Annotated in this window: 14 protein-coding genes, 1 tRNA gene and 2 rRNA genes; 1 reads left to right on the top strand and 16 read right to left on the bottom strand. The window is 48.3% G+C overall.

Annotated features, from left to right (window positions below; genetic code table 11):
• Window positions 1–512 precede the first annotated feature (512 nt).
• The 4 genes from gltX to QF041_RS24090 form a co-directional block, all read right to left on the bottom strand.
• Entirely contained in the window at window positions 513–1970 is a 1458-nt protein-coding gene (gene gltX / locus QF041_RS24105; RefSeq protein ID WP_307415962.1) for a glutamate--tRNA ligase, read from the bottom strand.
• Window positions 1971–2003: 33 nt separating this feature from the next.
• Window positions 2004–2480, bottom strand: coding sequence for a 2-C-methyl-D-erythritol 2,4-cyclodiphosphate synthase (gene ispF, locus QF041_RS24100; RefSeq protein ID WP_017692052.1), 477 nt, complete (start codon window positions 2478–2480; stop codon window positions 2004–2006).
• Window positions 2477–3172: a 2-C-methyl-D-erythritol 4-phosphate cytidylyltransferase gene (gene ispD / locus QF041_RS24095; protein WP_307415961.1), complete on the bottom strand. Its 696-nt coding sequence runs from the start codon at window positions 3170–3172 to the stop codon at window positions 2477–2479. Before ispD ends, ispF begins: the two co-directional genes overlap by 4 nt.
• 82 nt (window positions 3173–3254) lie before the next feature.
• Complete coding sequence (locus QF041_RS24090; protein WP_047841132.1) at window positions 3255–4340, bottom strand: PIN/TRAM domain-containing protein; 1086 nt, start codon at window positions 4338–4340, stop codon at window positions 3255–3257.
• 173 nt (window positions 4341–4513) lie between these two features.
• Between QF041_RS24090 and QF041_RS24085 the strand changes: the two genes are divergently transcribed.
• Window positions 4514–4909, top strand: coding sequence for a nucleoside triphosphate pyrophosphohydrolase family protein (locus tag QF041_RS24085; protein ID WP_017692049.1), 396 nt, complete (start codon window positions 4514–4516; stop codon window positions 4907–4909).
• A 126-nt stretch (window positions 4910–5035) separates the two neighbouring features.
• On the opposite strand, the gene pssA is transcribed toward QF041_RS24085, so the two are convergent.
• The 12 genes from pssA to QF041_RS24025 form a co-directional block, all read right to left on the bottom strand.
• On the bottom strand, window positions 5036–5767 hold the full coding sequence (gene pssA, locus QF041_RS24080) for a CDP-diacylglycerol--serine O-phosphatidyltransferase (protein WP_017692048.1): 732 nt from the start codon (window positions 5765–5767) through the stop codon (window positions 5036–5038).
• A 45-nt stretch (window positions 5768–5812) separates the two neighbouring features.
• On the bottom strand, window positions 5813–6889 hold the full coding sequence (gene disA, locus QF041_RS24075) for a DNA integrity scanning diadenylate cyclase DisA (RefSeq protein WP_047841130.1): 1077 nt from the start codon (window positions 6887–6889) through the stop codon (window positions 5813–5815).
• A 13-nt stretch (window positions 6890–6902) separates the two neighbouring features.
• On the bottom strand, window positions 6903–8270 hold the full coding sequence (gene radA, locus QF041_RS24070) for a DNA repair protein RadA (RefSeq protein ID WP_036671578.1): 1368 nt from the start codon (window positions 8268–8270) through the stop codon (window positions 6903–6905).
• Between the two features lie 272 nt (window positions 8271–8542).
• Window positions 8543–11005, bottom strand: coding sequence for an ATP-dependent Clp protease ATP-binding subunit (locus tag QF041_RS24065; protein ID WP_036607223.1), 2463 nt, complete (start codon window positions 11003–11005; stop codon window positions 8543–8545).
• Window positions 11006–11189: 184 nt separating this feature from the next.
• Entirely contained in the window at window positions 11190–12260 is a 1071-nt protein-coding gene (gene mcsB / locus QF041_RS24060) for a protein-arginine kinase McsB (RefSeq protein WP_036607140.1), read from the bottom strand.
• Between the two features lie 28 nt (window positions 12261–12288).
• Window positions 12289–12813, bottom strand: coding sequence for a protein-arginine kinase activator protein McsA (gene mcsA, locus QF041_RS24055; RefSeq protein ID WP_036607138.1), 525 nt, complete (start codon window positions 12811–12813; stop codon window positions 12289–12291).
• A 31-nt stretch (window positions 12814–12844) separates the two neighbouring features.
• Complete coding sequence (locus tag QF041_RS24050; RefSeq protein ID WP_036607135.1) at window positions 12845–13306, bottom strand: CtsR family transcriptional regulator; 462 nt, start codon at window positions 13304–13306, stop codon at window positions 12845–12847.
• A 461-nt stretch (window positions 13307–13767) separates the two neighbouring features.
• Window positions 13768–13983 (bottom strand): sterol carrier protein domain-containing protein, encoded by a 216-nt coding sequence (locus QF041_RS24045; RefSeq protein ID WP_307417045.1) that lies wholly within the window; start codon window positions 13981–13983, stop codon window positions 13768–13770.
• Between the two features lie 25 nt (window positions 13984–14008).
• Window positions 14009–14944: a GNAT family N-acetyltransferase gene (locus QF041_RS24040; RefSeq protein WP_307415959.1), complete on the bottom strand. Its 936-nt coding sequence runs from the start codon at window positions 14942–14944 to the stop codon at window positions 14009–14011.
• 179 nt (window positions 14945–15123) lie between these two features.
• Window positions 15124–15240: ribosomal RNA gene (gene rrf / locus QF041_RS24035) — 5S ribosomal RNA — on the bottom strand.
• 79 nt (window positions 15241–15319) lie between these two features.
• Window positions 15320–18247: ribosomal RNA gene (locus tag QF041_RS24030) — 23S ribosomal RNA — on the bottom strand.
• Window positions 18248–18460: 213 nt separating this feature from the next.
• A tRNA-Ala gene (locus QF041_RS24025) sits at window positions 18461–18536 on the bottom strand.
• Window positions 18537–18626 lie beyond the last annotated feature (90 nt).

The raw sequence follows: 18626 nt of genomic DNA, 5'->3' as shown, positions 1-18626 counted from the left end.
CGTCCTCCGGCTTACCGGACGGCGCGTTCCTTGGTAGTGTACTGCACACTCGCCTAAACAAAAAAACGCCCCTGCAGCATTTAGCTGCAGAGGCGTTTATCGCGGTCCCACTCTGCTCGGTCCATTCTTAAATAGAATGAGCCCTCAAGCGGTTTGGTAACGGAAACCAATCGTCACAACCTATCCTAACGTTTTCCCATGTCATGATCGACAAAGGCGGGGCCGGATTCGGCTGTGCAGCTCACGGGCGCATTTCGGCTGATGGACAGTGGATGGTTCACAGCCACCGCAACCAAAGAAATCTCTCTTTGCAGCGGGACCATCCTCTCTGAATCTGTCCGGGTCAGTCTACTCCTCCCGATCTTTGCTGTTCTATTAGATAAATCATATCAATTATTCGTTGTGTTGTTATTATAGCGAAAAGGCCTCAGACTGACAACAGCCTCCTACGTAATCCATCCATCGTAGGACTGTGTTCAGATTCCAAATAAACGGAATGTCCTCGACTAAGATTATTTTACTTGTGCAAGCAGGCGTTCGATCACCGTATCACGACCCAGAAGTACGATCGTTTGGTTCAGATCCCGTCCATGCGTCTGTCCAGTCAAGGCTACACGAATTGGCATAAAGAGCTGTTTGCCCTTAAAGCCGGTTTCTTTCTGTACTTCCTTGATCAATGCAGCCATTTTACTTGGAGTAAACTCTTCGCTCGCCTGTACTTTATCCGCAAATGCCTTCAGTACGGTTGGCACCTGCTCCTCCGCAAGCACTGCTTCTCCTTCACTTTCAAGCTCCAGATTGGAACGGAAGAATACTTCCGACAATTCGACAATATCGGAGGCAGAATTCATCTGCTCCTGGTACAGGTGTACCAGAGTATAAGCCCATTCTTTTTGTTCAGCAGACAGCTCGGAAGAAATACGTCCAGCCTCTTGCAGATGCGGAATGGCCATTTCGGCAATACGTTCCGGGTCAGCATGTTTGATATAGTGGTTGTTCAAGTGAGCCAGCTTGTGGGTATCAAATACCGCCGGGCTCTTGGACAGACGTTTCGTATCAAAAATGGAGATCAGCTGCTCTTGCGAGAAAATCTCTTCTTCCCCTTCCGGCGACCAGCCGAGTAAGGAAATGAAGTTAAACATCGCTTCAGGCAAATAGCCGAGCTGATCATACTGCTCAATGAACTGAATAACGGACTCATCCCGTTTACTCAGCTTCTTGTGATTTTCATTCACGATCAGCGTCATATGTCCGAATTGCGGCGGCTCCCAGCCAAGCGCTTCATAGATCATCAGTTGACGCGGCGTGTTCGAGATGTGATCTTCCCCGCGCAAGACGTGGGAGATCTTCATCAAGTGATCATCCACAGCAACGGCATAGTTGTATGTGGGAATGCCGTCTTTTTTCACAATGACGAAGTCACCGGATTCCTTGCTGTTGAACGAGATTGTGCCTTTAACCATATCATCAAACGTATATGTGCGCTCTTCCGGCACACGGAAACGAATACTCGCTACGCGGCCTTCCGCTTCAAACGCACTAATTTGCTCTGGAGTCAGGTCACGGTGTTTGCCAGAATAACGCGGTGTTTCTCCACGTGCTGACTGTTCCTCGCGCTCTTGCTCCAATTCTTCTTCCGTGCAGAAGCAACGGTAAGCCAGACCTTTATCCAGCAACTCCTGCGTATATTTACGATAGAGGTCCAGACGTTCCGTTTGACGGTATGGTCCGTATTCTCCGCCCACGTCAATACTTTCGTCCCACTCAATTCCGAGCCATTTCAGGTATTTCAGTTGGCTTTCTTCACCACCGGCAATATTCCGTTTTACGTCCGTATCTTCAATACGAATAATGAATTTACCGTTATTATGTTTGGCATATAAATAGTTAAACAACGCCGTACGGGCATTCCCGATATGCAGGTGTCCCGTTGGGCTCGGCGCGTAACGCACACGAATATCCGTGCTCATATGATCCCCTCCGTCACTAATTGATTGATGATATCACACACGTACAAGGCAAACAACGGATTGAGCGGCAATGCCCTCTCCCCGTCCCGGGAATCCCAGTTGCTCTGTCGTTGTTGCTTTCACGTTCACCTGCGTTACATCCGCTTCCAGTGCCTTGGCAATAACCTCAGCCATCTGCGGGATATAAGGAGCCATCTTTGGCTTCTGGGCAATAATCGTTGAATCGATATTCCCTAGCTTATACCCGCGATCCTTCACAAGCTGCCATACATGCTCCAGCAATTTCAGGCTGTCGGCATCCTTGAATTCCGGATCGGTATCCGGGAAGTGCTTGCCAATATCCCCAAGTGCCAGCGCACCCAAAATGGCATCACTGATCGCGTGCAACAGCACGTCTGCGTCCGAGTGACCCAGCAGTCCTTTTTCATAAGGAATCGTTACTCCGCCAATAATGCACGGGCGTCCCTCTACCAGCTGATGTACATCAAATCCCTGTCCTACACGTATCATCGCTTCTTCTCTCCCCCCAGCAAAAACGCAGCATATTGCAAATCTTCCGGCGTTGTTAATTTGATATTGGTATAATTGCCTTCCACAACCTTGACCGACATTCCCTGACGTTCAGCCAGCATGGCATCATCTGTCCCCAGAAATCCGTCCTGCTCGGCTGATTCGTAGGCGGAGAGCAGGGAAGAAAGACGAAAAGCCTGCGGGGTTTGAATGCTCCACAGACTGCTGCGGTCTGGCGTCGCCGTAACGACTCCTTCCGCATTCACTTGTTTGATCGTATCCTTCACGGGAACCGCCAGTACAGCTGCTCCACCACCGGACATGGCGGCCGCCATGCATCCCTTGATCTGCTCATGGTTCACAAAAGGACGTACCCCGTCGTGAACGAGAACCCAATCCGTCCCAAGTGCCTCAAGGCCTTTATGGACAGAATGTTGTCTCTCTTTCCCTCCGGGGATAACACGGACACGTGAATCCAATTGGTATTCTTTTACCCAATCCTGGCAGCGCTCAACATCTGCGGCTCCTGTGACCAGCACCATCTCGCGGATCTCGTCCAGCAAAGCAAATACCTCAAGCGTATGTATGAAAACGGGCTTGTCCTGCAGCAACAGAAACTGTTTGCTCTCGGCCGTCCCCATCCGGGTTCCGCGACCTGCTGCCACAATGACAACGCCCCACCCTTTATCCATGCCGCAATCCCTGCCTTGTCTGTCAGTTTATCGTCCAAAGATATACAATATCATTCAACGATACACTACCCATCATACCGCTTTATTGGGCTTTTTCCAACAGTTTCGGCTTGGCAAAAATCATTCGTCCCGCTGAAGTCTGCAACACACTGGTCACCAGCACTTCCATCATCATGCCGATATACTCGCGTCCGCCTTCCACAACGATCATTGTGCCATCATCCAGATAGGCTACACCTTGACCATGCTCCTTGCCATCCTTGATGATCTGCACCATGATCTCCTCACCTGGCAGAACAACTGGCTTAACCGCATTGGCGAGATCATTAATGTTCAACACAGATACACCCTGGAGTTCGCACACTTTGTTCAGGTTAAAGTCATTGGTGACCACTTTGCCCTGAAGCACTTTAGCCAGTTTAACCAGTTTGCTGTCCACCTCGGAGATTTCCTCGAAATCCCCCTCGTAGATCAGGACTTTTACATCAAGTTCCTTCTGGATTTTGTTCAAAATGTCCAGTCCACGCCGTCCTCTGTTCCGCTTGAGCAGATCCGATGAATCGGCAATATGCTGTAACTCCTCCAGAACAAATTCCGGAATTACGATCGTGCCTTCAATAAATCCGGTTTTGCATATATCAGCGATACGCCCATCGATAATAACACTGGTATCCAGAATTTTATGTTCTTCCATCCGTCTATCCTCGTCCACCTCGGGATGACCCCATCGTCCAGACATCCAGAAGGCCCCCAGATCGTCTTTCTTCGCCATGGCAAGGGTATAACCGGAATAAGCACTAATCACCGTCAGCGCCACTTGCAGCACTTCTCCTGCCGTCCCCATCCATCCCACAACAGGGTAGAGTAACAAGGCCACGAGCAATCCTGCAACGGTACCTGCGGCACCTGCAGCCAATTCGTTCATAGGTACTTTTGCCAATGAATCAATTCCACTATGCAGCCTGTCTGCCATCAATGTTCCACCAATATTACATACAGCCATAAACATTACAGCTCCCAGCAGTGTCGATATACCAGCTCCCAGTAATCCTGCTGACTGAATCCACTCCGCCATCCATGGGACCGATTTTCCTGCCAGATGATATGCCGTGTAGCCGAACCATGCACCGCACAATCCTGTAAAAGTTAAAATGCCTTTTTTCCACATTAGTCCCTGCACCTCCTTCAATGTATCTTGATCTTTATATCCAGTATGATCCAATTCCTGAATTGCTAATCCCATCTGGAAGAACTTTTTGGAAATGTTGCAATCGTCAGTTGAAAGTAGGTAAATTATTGGCATATAATGAATTCAATTCATATCCCGAGGTGAGTGGCAAAATGAGTACGCTAAGTTTACAGGCTTTCCAGGATCAAGTTTCTGAACTGTTACTGCGTCATCGCAGCCTGATTGATGTACTGTCCAAAACGGGACAAGCCGGAGCGTCTGTTAACCGTGCCGTGTCCAAAGCCATTACCGAATGCGGCTGCATCGAGCTGCACGCCACCAAGCAGAAATATGCCCCGGAGAGCGATATCGCTCAAACCAAGGGCCTGCTGGAAACGCATGTGGAAGGTGAGTTGTGTGAGAACTGCAGAGAGGTCATCAGCTCTGAACTAGGGCGGAACCTGTTCTACATGTCGGCTCTCTGCAATCTGCTGGACATTAACATGGAAGAGGTCGTAAATCACGAATCACAGAAGTGTTCAACGTTAGGGATGTTTAATCTGTCGTAAGAAGATATGTATGTCGTCCGTAAGGGTTTCTTTTACCGTAAATAGATCTGAATAAACAAAAAGCACGCATTCTCCAGTTCAGGAGAGTACGTGCTTTCTTTGTATAGTGTCTGTCCCCAAGGCGACTTAACGATCGGAAGGACGGGAAGATTTCTCATCCTTGCGCTTTTTCGCCCGACTACGTGAGGCCGCCGTTCGCACATTATGCTTCATTCCATAGAGGGCGTATAACACCAGCGGAATAAAGATCAATTTGGATAACTGCTCCGGGAAAATAACGGCTACGGCTATGGCAAATAACACAACCCATGGTGCAATCCAGATTGCCTTGCGTGGCAAACCAACCTTTTTGAAATTGGGATATTTAAGCGAACTCACCATCAGATACGATAACAGCAACGTAGCAATCATCATACTAACCGGGCCAATATCCTTATTGAACAAGGACAGTGTAGCCAGCACCCCACCGGCTGCGGGAATCGGCAGACCTGTGAAGTACCCGGGAATTCCCGGACGAACATTAAACCGAGCAAGACGAATGGCTCCACAGATCGGAAAAGCCGCTGTTGCGATCCAGGCGAGGATCGGCATCGAATCTTGAAACGACACCATAAATATGATCAGGGCTGGTGCTGCACCAAAGGAAACCATGTCAGACAAGGAATCAAGTTCCTTGCCGAATTCGCTTTGGGCATTGAGTGCACGTGCCACTCGGCCATCCAGACCATCCAGCAGCATCGCTACAATGACCATAATGGCAGCCAAACTGTAATTTCCATCAATCGCAAGCAAAATTGCCATCATTCCAAGAAACAGATTACCCAGGGTAAAGAGATTCGGAATGAATCTGGTTAGCATCGTTGTTTCACCTCATCCATTTCAAGCCTTTATATAGGCAAACCCTTACATCTGTCTGTCGATAAACATTTGCTCCTGCAAACGTTTGAGGCCTTCCTTAATGGTCCGGGCACGAACTTCACCAATACCGTCGACTTCGTCCAGTTCTTCAATTGTAGCCATAATAACATGAGGCAATTGTTCGAATTGATCCACCAGATTATGGATAATGACATTGGGCAGGCGGGGGATCTTATTTAATACCCGGAATCCACGAGGGGCAACCGAATCCTCTGAAGTAGCCGCTGATGAAGGATAGCCGAGCAGACGGACAATATGATGTGCATCCAGCAACTCATCGTCCGACAATCTTTTCAGTCCCACGATAATTTCACGGATTTTGTCATCACTGTCGTCACGGGCATAGTCTTTATACAATAACCAGGCTTCTTCTTCCGTTGTACCCACGAGTTCTTCCATTTGCATGGAAATGAGTCGTCCCTCATTCCCGAGTTCATGAATGTAACGTTTGATTTCCGTTTTGATCCGCATCACCATTTCGGTACGCTGAATTACATTAACCACTTCAGGAATCGTCACCAGTTCCTCAAATTCAGAGGCACTCAGATTTGTAAGGGACTGTGTTAATACAGCTTTGTATTTCTCCAAGGTTTGAATCGCTTGATTCGCTTTGGTCAAAATAACCCCGATTTCCTTGAGGGAATAACGAAGTGTTCCCTGATACAAAGTAATGATATTCCGGCGCTGTGATATGGATACGACCAATTTACCCGTTTGCTTTGCTACACGCTCTGCCGTCCGGTGACGAATCCCCGTCTCTGATGAAGAGATAGATGAATCTGGGATTAACTGGGTATTGGCGTAAAGAATACGCTTCAAATCTTCGCTAAGAATAATGGCACCATCCATCTTGGCGAGTTCGTACAGGTAGTTTGGGGAGAAATCACAGTTAATCGAGAATCCCCCATCCACCACTTCCATTACTTCAGGGCTGTATCCTACAACAAGCAGTGCGCCCGTTTTGGCGCGCAGCACATTTTCCAGACCTTCGCGGAAAGGTGTACCTGGTGCGATCAGCCTTAACAACTCATTCATATTATCCAGTTGGCTCATATCTTTCATCTTGTTATGCCCCCTAATCTAAAGCAACCGCTAGTGCATCTGCCACGGTATTCACACCGATCAGTTGTATCCCGCGAGGATGTTTCCAGCCCTTTAAGCTTTTTTCTGGTAAAATGACTCGTTTGAAGCCCAGCTTTGCGGCTTCCTTCACTCGTTGTTCGGCCCGTGATACGGCTCGAACTTCACCTGTCAGACCGATCTCGCCAAAGATGACGTCGTCCGGCTTGGTCGGTACATCTCTCAAACTGGATGCAATGCTGACGGCAACCGCCAAATCTACAGCGGGCTCATCCAACCGTACTCCACCAGCCACGTTCAGATATGCATCCTGGGTCTGTAAAAACATCCCCATCCGTTTCTCCAGCACTGCAATGATCAGATTTAATCGGTGCAGATCTACCCCTGTTGCCATACGGCGGGGAGAAGGGAAATGGGTCGTCGAGATCAACGCCTGCAATTCCACGAGCAGAGGGCGTGTACCCTCCATACTGGCAACTACCGTTGAACCTGCTACCCCTAGTGGACGTTCCGACAAAAAGAGTTCGGACGGATTGCCCACCTCACGAAGTCCATCCTCACCCATTTCAAAAATGCCAATCTCATTGGTGGAACCAAAACGGTTCTTCACCGCACGCAACAGGCGATACGTATGATGCCGTTCTCCTTCAAAATAAAGCACGCAATCCACCATATGTTCTAACATACGTGGACCGGCAATGGCACCTTCTTTGGTAACATGCCCCACAAGAACCGTTGCAATGCCTCTGCCTTTGGCAATCCGCATGAACCTTGACGTACATTCCCTTACCTGTGCTACACTACCCGGCGCACTGGTAACTTCGGGAAGATATACCGTCTGAATGGAGTCGATGACAAGAAAATGCGGCTGGATCTGATCCACCGCTTCCTCTACACGTTCCATATTGGTTTCACACAGTACATACAACTCGGCAGAGAGTGCCCCGAGGCGGTCTGCCCGCAATTTGGTTTGTTTGACTGATTCCTCACCGGAAACATATAACACACGCAAACCCGAATGCGTCAAAGCATGAGATGTCTGCAACATCAACGTTGATTTCCCAATACCCGGATCTCCGCCCACTAGAACGAGTGAACCCGGAACGATTCCGCCACCCAATACCCGGTTCAACTCTCCGATTCCAGTCTGTACACGCGGTTCCTGACCGCTATCTATATCTATGATAGGAAGCGGTTTATCTTTACTGTCAAACAGAGGAGAATTTCTCCCTTGTGTTTTGACCACCGTCTCTGTTTCTTCCACCATTGAATTCCATGACTGACAACCTGGACACTTACCGTACCACTTGGGGGCTTCATAGCCGCATTCCGTACATTGAAACTTGGTTTTAACTTTGGCCACTTCAGCACTCCTATAATTTAATTTTATAACAGCATTTTGCATTATTCGACGAATTTCACCCAAACTCCCTGACGTGCAGGGTTACTAAAAGTTTACCATTGTTTGAGATTTTTCGTAAAGGATTATCGCAAACTTTACACATGTTCCTGACATAATCATGTCCGTCTTCTGTCCAAAGTGCAAAAAATCCTCCCAGGCCGAAGCCGAGAAGGATTTGATTAAGGATTATGGATCAATACAAGCTGAAGTTTAACTCCAAAGCTTGCTAAATATTATTTAGTTTCGATTTCCTCATTGGACGGAACGACCACGTCTTTTTTCGTAACAGACAGTGCACCGTTCTCTTCGTCGATGAGCAATGAATCCCCTTTGGTTACGTTACCTGTGAGCAACTCTTCGGACAATTTGTCCTCGATATGCTTCTGGATTGCCCGACGAAGCGGACGCGCACCGTAAGCTGGATCAAAGCCTGACTTAGCAAGGAACGACTTGGCATTATCAGTGAGTTCGAAATCGACCTCATGTTCGAGCAGTCGTTTACGAAGTTCTTCACTCATAAGCGTAACAATTTCAGCGATGTGTTTTTCTTCGAGTGAGTGGAACACGATAATTTCATCAATCCGGTTAAGGAACTCTGGACGGAAGCTTTTCTTCAGCTCATCCATCACTTTCCCCTTCATGTTGTCATAATCTGCTCCTGCATCTACAACTGCAGTGAAGCCTAGTGTAGAGTTACGTTTGATCGCTTCGGCACCCACGTTGGATGTCAAGATGATCAGCGTATTGCGGAAGTCAACGACGCGACCTTTGGAATCCGTCAGTCGACCATCCTCAAGCACTTGTAACAAGATATTGAATACTTCTGGATGTGCTTTCTCGATTTCATCGAGCAGGACTACGGAATATGGTTTGCGACGAACTTTCTCTGTCAGCTGGCCACCTTCTTCGTACCCAACATATCCTGGAGGCGCTCCGACAAGTCGGGAAGTCGAGTGCTTCTCACCATACTCGGACATATCAATCCGGATTACTGCATTTTCATCGCCGAACATCGCTTCAGCCAGAGCACGAGCAAGTTCTGTTTTACCTACCCCTGTAGGGCCGAGGAAAATGAACGAACCCATCGGACGTTTTGGATCTTTAAGTCCTGCACGAGCACGACGAACCGCACGGCTGACAGACTTCACTGCCTCATCCTGACCGATGACACGTTCATGTAGAATAGACTCCAAATTCATCAGACGCTGTGTCTCTTCTTCTTTCAGTTGGTTCACAGGGATTCCTGTCCAGCTGGCTACCACTTGTGCGATATCCTCAGGAGTAACCTCGGAATCGGTGCGACCTTGTTTCTCTTTCCACTGGTTCTTCGTTACATCAAGCTCTTCACGGATTTTTTGTTCCGTATCACGCAGAGCTGCTGCTTTTTCGAACTCCTGACTTTGAACTGCAGCGTCTTTTTCCTTACGGATATCTTCCAGACGGCTTTCCAGTTGTTTCAGGTTTGGTGGGATCGTGTAAGAGTTCAATCTTACTTTGGAGCCCGCTTCATCAATCAGGTCAATCGCTTTGTCTGGCAGGAAACGGTCTGTAATGTAACGATCAGACAGTTTAACCGCCTGCACAATTGCTTCGTCCGTAATTTTCACGCGGTGATGCGCCTCATAACGGTCACGCAAACCGTGCAAGATTTGAATCGCTTCTTCTGGAGAAGGCTGATCTACAGTAATCGGTTGGAAACGACGCTCAAGCGCTGCATCCTTCTCGATGTATTTACGATACTCATCCAGTGTTGTCGCACCGATACATTGCAATTCTCCACGGGCCAGAGCCGGTTTCAAAATGTTAGAAGCATCGATGGCACCTTCAGCTCCGCCTGCGCCAATCAAGGTATGCAATTCGTCGATAAACAAGACAATGTTACCTGCTTGGCGAATCTCATCCATGATTTTTTTCAGACGATCTTCAAACTCACCACGATATTTGGTTCCAGCGACTACAGAACCCATATCCAGGGTCATTACACGTTTGTCGCGTAATGTTTCCGGAATCTCATTTGCAATGATTTTTTGTGCAAGGCCTTCAGCAATCGCTGTTTTACCTACACCTGGCTCACCGATCAATACCGGGTTGTTCTTCGTACGACGGCTGAGCACCTGAATGACACGTTCAATTTCTTTACTACGTCCAATGACTGGGTCCAGGTTGTTCTCTCTCGCATAAGCCGTGAGGTCACGTGCCAGACTGTCCAGCGTTGGTGTGCTTACATTGGCAGGTGTTCCATTATGACTGGATACAGCTTCACTGCTGCCAAGCAATTGCAGCACTTGTTGACGTGCTTTGTTCAGGCTAATACCCAGGTTATTGAGCACACGTGCTGCAACACCCTCGCCTTCACGAATCAATCCGAGCAGGATATGCTCTGTGCCTACATAGGTGTGGCCCAATTTACGAGCTTCATCCATAGACAGTTCAATTACTTTTTTCGCACGTGGCGTATATGCAATGTTGGTAGGTTGCTCTTGGCCACGGCCAATCAGCGTTTCTACTTCATCCTGAATTTTTTCCAATCCGAGTCCCAGGCCGATCAGTGCTTTGGCTGCGATGCCTTCGCCTTCACGAATGAGGCCGAGCAAAATATGCTCAGTACCGATGTTATTATGACCGAGACGGACAGCTTCTTCCTGCGCGAGTGCGAGCACCTTTTGGGCCCGTTCCGTAAATCTTCCAAACATCATATCTCCTGCACCTCCATGGTTTTGGATAAAACGAGGTCATGTAATGAAATAACCGTCGTATTCTTCATATCATTTTTGTTTGCAGCCGTGCTGCGAATAAAGTCATTTGGCATTTGTAGATGCCTTATTATATAAAAGCCGCAATGCGGCATGAAACCATAATTCAATACAATATCAGGTTAAACTAGGACTGCTTCGCTGCATTGATCGTATCACGAATCAACTGAGCACGGTATATGTCACGCTCATCTGTGCGCATATCTTCCCCGAATGTTTTCTGCAAAAATCCCGGCTGTGTCATCACATTCAACTCATTCATTACCGTGATGGACAGTCCATCCAACAATCCGAGATCCACGCCAAGGCGTACATCCGATAAGCGCTGTGCAGCTTCCTTGGAATCAACAATAGCTGCATGAGACAATATGCCATAAGAACGCATGACCCGATCCGTAATCCGAAGTCTGGAGTCGGTAATTAACCGTTCTCTCGCTGTACGTTCATGACCAATCATCTGTAACACAACACCATGCAGGTTCTCGATGACTTCCTGTTCGGTCTGTCCCAATGTAATCTGATTCGAGATCTGGAACAGGTTACCCATCGCCTCGCTACCTTCACCGTATATTCCTCTTACCGTCAATCCCACTTGGGAAACTGCGGTTAGAATACGGCCTATCTGTTGTGTCATCACCAGGGCAGGCAAGTGCATCATAACCGATGCTCTGACACCTGTACCTACATTAGTAGGACAGCTGGTTAAGTATCCTCTGCGATCATCAAAAGCATAATCCACGTGCGCTTCAAAAGCATCATCTATTGCGGAAGCTTTCTCCCAGGCTTCTTTCACCTGGAATCCCGGATAGAGGCACTGGATACGAAGATGATCCTCTTCGTTAATCATAATACTGACTGACTCATCCTCACTGAGAATAACCGCACCATTCCTGGATTCATTCGCAAGACTTGGACTGATGAGATGTTTCTCCACCAGCACCCGTTTGTCAAGTTCGTCAATATCGATCAGATCCAACGTATGAAAATCCCCAAAGGCATGAACGTCATCGTATTGAAGTACTTCGCTCAGCTTATTCAGCACCTCTTCCGATTGCTCATTGGAAGCCAGCATCGGAAACGGAACATGCTGAAGGTTGCGTGCAATCCGGACACGGCTGCTAATGACAATTTCGGAATCAGCCGCATCACTGCGCATCCAGTCGCTGAGCGCCTTCTCTGTAAAGCGCAGATTAGGCATTACGCATCCCTCCTACTCATGACAAACTTTACTCCTGAGCTATTCCTTTTTCAAGTCCTCTGATCTGGTCACGGATCTGGGCCGCCTCTTCAAATTCCTCTTGTGCGATGCTCTCTTGTAGCTCACGCTTCAGATCAGCAATTTGCCGTTTCACCTTGATGCGACCACCAGCTCGTGCAGGCACTTTGCCTACATGGGACGTATTACCATGAACCCGCTTGAACAAAGGATCCAGACGACTGTCAAAATATTTATAACATGAACTGCAGCCGAACCGGCCTATCTTACTAAATTGTGCGTACGTCATACCACACTCTTCACATTGAAGAGCTTTTGCAGGTGGTGTTCCTGCCGATCCACTTTTGCCGGCTGGATCAAAATCAAGCAATCCGGACAACAAGTTGTGAATGGAAAACCCACCTGCTGTTCCAGGGATCATTTCCCCTTTTTCACGGGCACATGACTCACAAATATGGAATTCCGTCTTCTCTCCATTTACGATCTTCGTAAAATGAAGTGTCGCCGGACGTTTATTGCATTCTTGGCACAGCATATTGATGTACCTCCTTTGACCCCGATAGTTTTCATTTACCGAGCAAAGATATTAACATCGCCTTCAACATTCTGGCACGAATTTGATCCCGGTAAGGAAGTTTGACCAATATAACCTCTCTAGATACAGCAGCTCGCATCAACCCGGCTTCCCGCTTGCTCAAGAAGCGCGCTTCTTCCAATTGATAGATCAGACCTTCGGCAGCTGTCTGCCCGATCTCTTCACCAATACTATGGTGCAAATGATTATGCAGAGCTGATTGGGCCGGTAATTCAATGCGCTGTATGCGAACATAACCACCACCGCCGCGTTTACTCTCTACCAGGTATCCCTTCTCGAGTGTAAAACGTGTGCTGATGACATAATTGATCTGGGAAGGTACACATGAGAATTGATCTGCCAGATCATTACGCTGAATTTCAACCATTCCTTCGGGACTTTCATGCAAAATACTCTTCAGATATCGTTCGATAATATCAGAGATATTACGCATCCAATCATCCTCCACTGTCTGAAACGTTAAGTCAATAAGGACCCACACGCCCCCACAGAGTACACCTTCTCTACCCATTTAACCAATCAGGGAAACATCGAATCTTGCTTCCACAGGTGTTAACAGGAGAGCGAAGGAAGCACGAAGGTCCTTTAATATTCCCTTGATCCTCCGATGAAATGAATCCCGTATATTGGCGATCATGCATCAGATTGTAGAAAGAAAGCTACTTAAGTATTAAACCTTTAGTTGACTTTGACTTTCTTTGACTTTATAACCATTATAGCATATTTTGTGGTTTTGCCAAGTGGGGTCACTATTCATTTTTTACGATTTTACACGAAATATTCCCCGGACACAAAAAAACCTCCCCAAAATTGCTGGAGAAGTCCATTTGTCTTTCAATCACGCCGTATTTCTATATAAGCTAATCAAGTTAAATGGAGCAGTGGGCATAGCCATCAGAAAAAATCGAGCAAATAGGTTTCCCGCTCAGGAATCGCTTTTTCCAAAGCCTTGATTGCTGTGTTCGGTCCGTGAATTCTTCCGATTCGTGCCATTTCCGTTGGTCTGCGATATCCCATGAGCACCGCGGTAAGGGATTGAATATCCACCTTAATGATCTGATCATCAGTAATTGGCTCCGATGTTTTCCATATGGACGCCGTTCCGTTCATTGCCACGTTTAATTGCCATACCCCTTCATTCCATGGAGCGTGGGGCATCTTCTACCTGAAGTACAATCTGCACCGGTGAGTCCTGGCTTGCAAATGGATACTGGGATATAAACTGCTCTACACTAACGATACGCGCCATAAAATAAGGTACAATCTCCTGCTGAATCCGTGGGTTATCCAATTGGAAGGCAAGCGTGTCACTGGCAGGCGCCTGCAACGTAACTTCCTGGATCATGGAATCATGGTTAGCAATGAAGGTCCACAGCCCTTGCCTAGCCTCTTCATTCAGATAGATGATCTCTTTAATGGTAAACTTATTTTCCTTAACCTCATATAAAAGATAACCTTGTGCTGCATCAGCTTCATCGTAATATACAGCCTTCTGGCTGGTCCCATTAACAAGAACTGAATTCTCCCACCTTGCATCATCCCGAACCAGAGTTCCGTTATAACGCTCAGCATACGCACTGTATACTTCCTTTAATATGCTGAGGCCCGGATCCCCACGCCGAATTGTTCCAGGTGTCGCTTTTTTCAGAGGCAAATGAGCTGTAGGTACTTTATAACGTTTAAATTCAACATACGTCTCCCATCCATACTTCCGATAGAAGCCAAAAGAGAATGGATGCAAGAAAGATATACTCTGTTTGTTACGATTCATTTCTTCCAACGCATGCTTCAGCAGACCAGCTACCCAGCCTTTGCGTCTATACTCTGGCCAGGTGGCTACACCCGCAATACCGCCCATCTCGAACGATCTGCCATGAATATAGGTTTGAAAAGGAATGATGTGAAGTTTAGCTCCTAGCTGCCCGTCCTCATATACACCCCATATATCCTGTGACGAAAATTGACTCCGCCGTTTTTCTTTCTGTTCTTCACTCATTACTACTTGAAAAGCATATTCGGAGAGTGCCATCGCCGGTTCAAAATCATCTACCGTCAATTTCTGAATTTCCATGTTGTCCTACACCCCATTCGCTAGAGTTATTATCAATCCAAATCATGGCCTGATATCTGATATATGTACCCCTTAGAGTGTGTCAGAGGATTCTTACAAAGTCAAATAAGAGATGCTTTCGCATCCCCTAAAATAAACAAATAAAAACCACCACCGAATAACATCGGCAGTGGTTCTTCGCTTGGCGGCGTCCTACTCTCCCAGGACCCTGCGGTCCAAGTACCATCGGCGCTAGAGGGCTTAACGGTCGTGTTCGGGATGGGTACGTGTGGAACCCCTCCGCCATCGCCACCAAACGCATAGCTTAGCTTACATTTCAGAGATCGTTCTCTGAAAACTAGATTCGAAACGAAACATGCGAATTATCACTTGCTATTGGATAAGCCCTCGACCGATTAGTACTGGTCAGCTCCATGCATTGCTGCACTTCCACCCCCAGCCTATCTACCTCGTCGTCTTCAAGGGGTCTTACATACTGGGAAATCTCATCTTGAGGGGGGCTTCACGCTTAGATGCTTTCAGCGTTTATCCCGTCCGTACATAGCTACCCAGCGGTGCTCCTGGCGGAACAACTGGTACACCAGCGGTACGTCCATCCCGGTCCTCTCGTACTAAGGACAGCTCCTCTCAAATTTCCTACGCCCACGACAGATAGGGACCGAACTGTCTCACGACGTTCTGAACCCAGCTCGCGTACCGCTTTAATGGGCGAACAGCCCAACCCTTGGGACCTACTTCAGCCCCAGGATGCGATGAGCCGACATCGAGGTGCCAAACCTCCCCGTCGATGTGGACTCTTGGGGGAGATAAGCCTGTTATCCCCAGGGTAGCTTTTATCCGTTGAGCGATGGCCCTTCCATGCGGTACCACCGGATCACTAAGCCCGACTTTCGTCCCTGCTCGACTTGTAGGTCTCGCAGTCAAGCTCCCTTATGCCTTTGCACTCTTCGAATGATTTCCAACCATTCTGAGGGAACCTTTGGGCGCCTCCGTTACTCTTTAGGAGGCGACCGCCCCAGTCAAACTGCCCACCTGACACTGTCCCCGCACCGGATTACGGTACCAGGTTAGAACCTAGATACGATCAGGGTGGTATCCCAACGTTGCCTCCACGCAAGCTGGCGCTCACGTTTCAAAGGCTCCCACCTATCCTGTACAGATCGTACCCAAATTCAATATCAAGCTGCAGTAAAGCTCCATGGGGTCTTTCCGTCTTGTCGCGGGTAACCTGCATCTTCACAGGTATTAAAATTTCACCGGATCTCTCGTTGAGACAGCGCCCAAGTCGTTACGCCATTCGTGCGGGTCAGAATTTACCTGACAAGGAATTTCGCTACCTTAGGACCGTTATAGTTACGGCCGCCGTTTACTGGGGCTTCGGTTCACAGCTTCGGGACTAGTCCCTAACCACTCCCCTTAACCTTCCAGCACCGGGCAGGCGTCAGCCCGTATACTTCGCCTTACGGCTTCGCACAGACCTGTGTTTTTGCTAAACAGTCGCTTGGGCCTTTTCACTGCGGCCCCCTCGTGCTATTCACACTACCGGGGCACCCCTTCTCCCGAAGTTACGGGGTCATTTTGCCGAGTTCCTTAACGAGAGTTCTTCCGCGCGCCTTAGAATACTCTTCTCGCCTACCTGTGTCGGTTTGCGGTACGGGCACCTTCACCTGGCTAGAGGCTTTTCTTGGCAGTGTGAGATCATGACCTTCGCTACTATAATTTTCGCTCCCCATCACAGCTCAGCCTTACAATGTGCGGATTTGCCTACACATCAGCCTCACTGCTTAGACGGACATCCATCAGTCCGCGTCACTACCCTACTGCGTCCCCCCATTGCTCATAACGGCTTACGGTGGTACAGGAATTTCGACCTGTTGTCCTTCGACTACGCCTTTCGGCCTCGCCTTAGGTCCCGACTTACCCTGAGCGGACGATCCTTCCTCAGGAACCCTTAGGCTTTCGGCGGATCAGATTCTCACTGATCTTTTCGTTACTCATACCGGCATTCTCACTTGTATAATGTCCAGCGCTCCTTACGGTACACCTTCAACCCTTATACAACGCTCCCCTACCCCTGATGCAAAGCATCAAGCCATAGCTTCGGTGGTGTGTTTAGCCCCGTTACATTTTCGGCGCAGAGTCACTCGACCAGTGAGCTATTACGCACTCTTTCAATGGTGGCTGCTTCTAAGCCAACATCCTGGTTGTCTGTGCAACTCCACATCCTTTCCCACTTAACACACACTTGGGGACCTTAGCTGATGGTCTGGGCTGTTTCCCTTTCGACAATGGATCTTAGCACTCACTGTCTGACTCCCGGAAGTAAGTCTATGGCATTCGGAGTTTGACTGAGCTTGGTAACCCTTGCGGGCCCCGCACCCAATCAGTGCTCTACCTCCACGACTCTGTTTTCCGAGGCTAGCCCTAAAGCTATTTCGGGGAGAACCAGCTATCTCCGAGTTCGATTGGAATTTCTCCGCTACCCCCACCTCATCCCCGCATTTTTCAACATGCGTGGGTTCGGGCCTCCAGTGCGTGTTACCGCACCTTCACCCTGGACAGGGGTAGATCACCCGGTTTCGGGTCTACGTCCACGTACTAAGTCGCCCTATTCAGACTCGCTTTCGCTGCGGCTCCGGCTCTTCACCTTAACCTTGCACGGGAACGTAACTCGCCGGTTCATTCTACAAAAGGCACGCCATCACCCCTAAAACGGGCTCTGACTTTTTGTAAGCACACGGTTTCAGGTTCTATTTCACTCCCCTTCCGGGGTGCTTTTCACCTTTCCCTCACGGTACTGCTTCACTATCGGTCGCTAGGAAGTATTTAGCCTTGGCAGATGGTCCTGCCGGATTCATACGGGGTTTCACGTGCCCCGCACTACTCGGGATCCGTCTCGGAGGGAACAGACTTTCAACTACAGGGCTTTTACCTTCTTTGGCGGGCCTTTCCAGACCTCTTCGCTTAACCGGTTCCTTTGTAACTCCATGTGAGACGTCCCACAACCCCAAAGAGCAAGCTCCTTGGTTTGGGCTTCTCCGCGTTCGCTCGCCGCTACTGACGGAATCACTATTGTTTTCTCTTCCTCAGGGTACTTAGATGTTTCAGTTCCCCTGGTATGCCTCACACTAACCTATGTATTCAGTTAGGTGTAACTGGAAATTACCCCAGCTGGGTTTCCCCATTCGGACACCCCCGGATCAAAGCTTGCTTACAGCTCCCCGAGGCAGTTTCGTTGTTCGCCACGTCCTTCATCGGCTCCTAGCGCCTAGGCATCCTCCGTGTGCTCTTAGTAGCTTAACCATTTTGTTCCGGTTTCGGTCGCTCGCTTCCCTTGGTTTGGACTACGTCCAAATCCAAAAGTCGCTCTCACCCGATACCATCACAAAAGCAATTTAACTACCTTTATACACTTGACTTGTTTGCACAAGTTCAGCTTAAAGGAATGTTCTAATTCGCGTTTGTTTCGTTTCGATATCTAGTTTTCAAAGAACAAGCCAAATAGATGAAATTGTTTGGTGGAGCCAAGCGGGATCGAACCGCTGACCTCCTGCTTGCAAGGCAGGCGCTCTCCCAGCTGAGCTATGGCCCCTCAAATTCCATCAAAACTGAACAAATGGATAAGTAACTGTGTTGCTGTTGTAGGTTCTAAGAACCTACTTATTTGAATGTTTCCGTTGCA

Source organism: Paenibacillus sp. W2I17 (assembly GCF_030815985.1).
GTDB lineage: Bacteria > Bacillota > Bacilli > Paenibacillales > Paenibacillaceae > Paenibacillus.
Note: the sequence above shows the minus strand (reverse complement) of the source record. Positions and strands in the feature narration are given on the sequence as shown.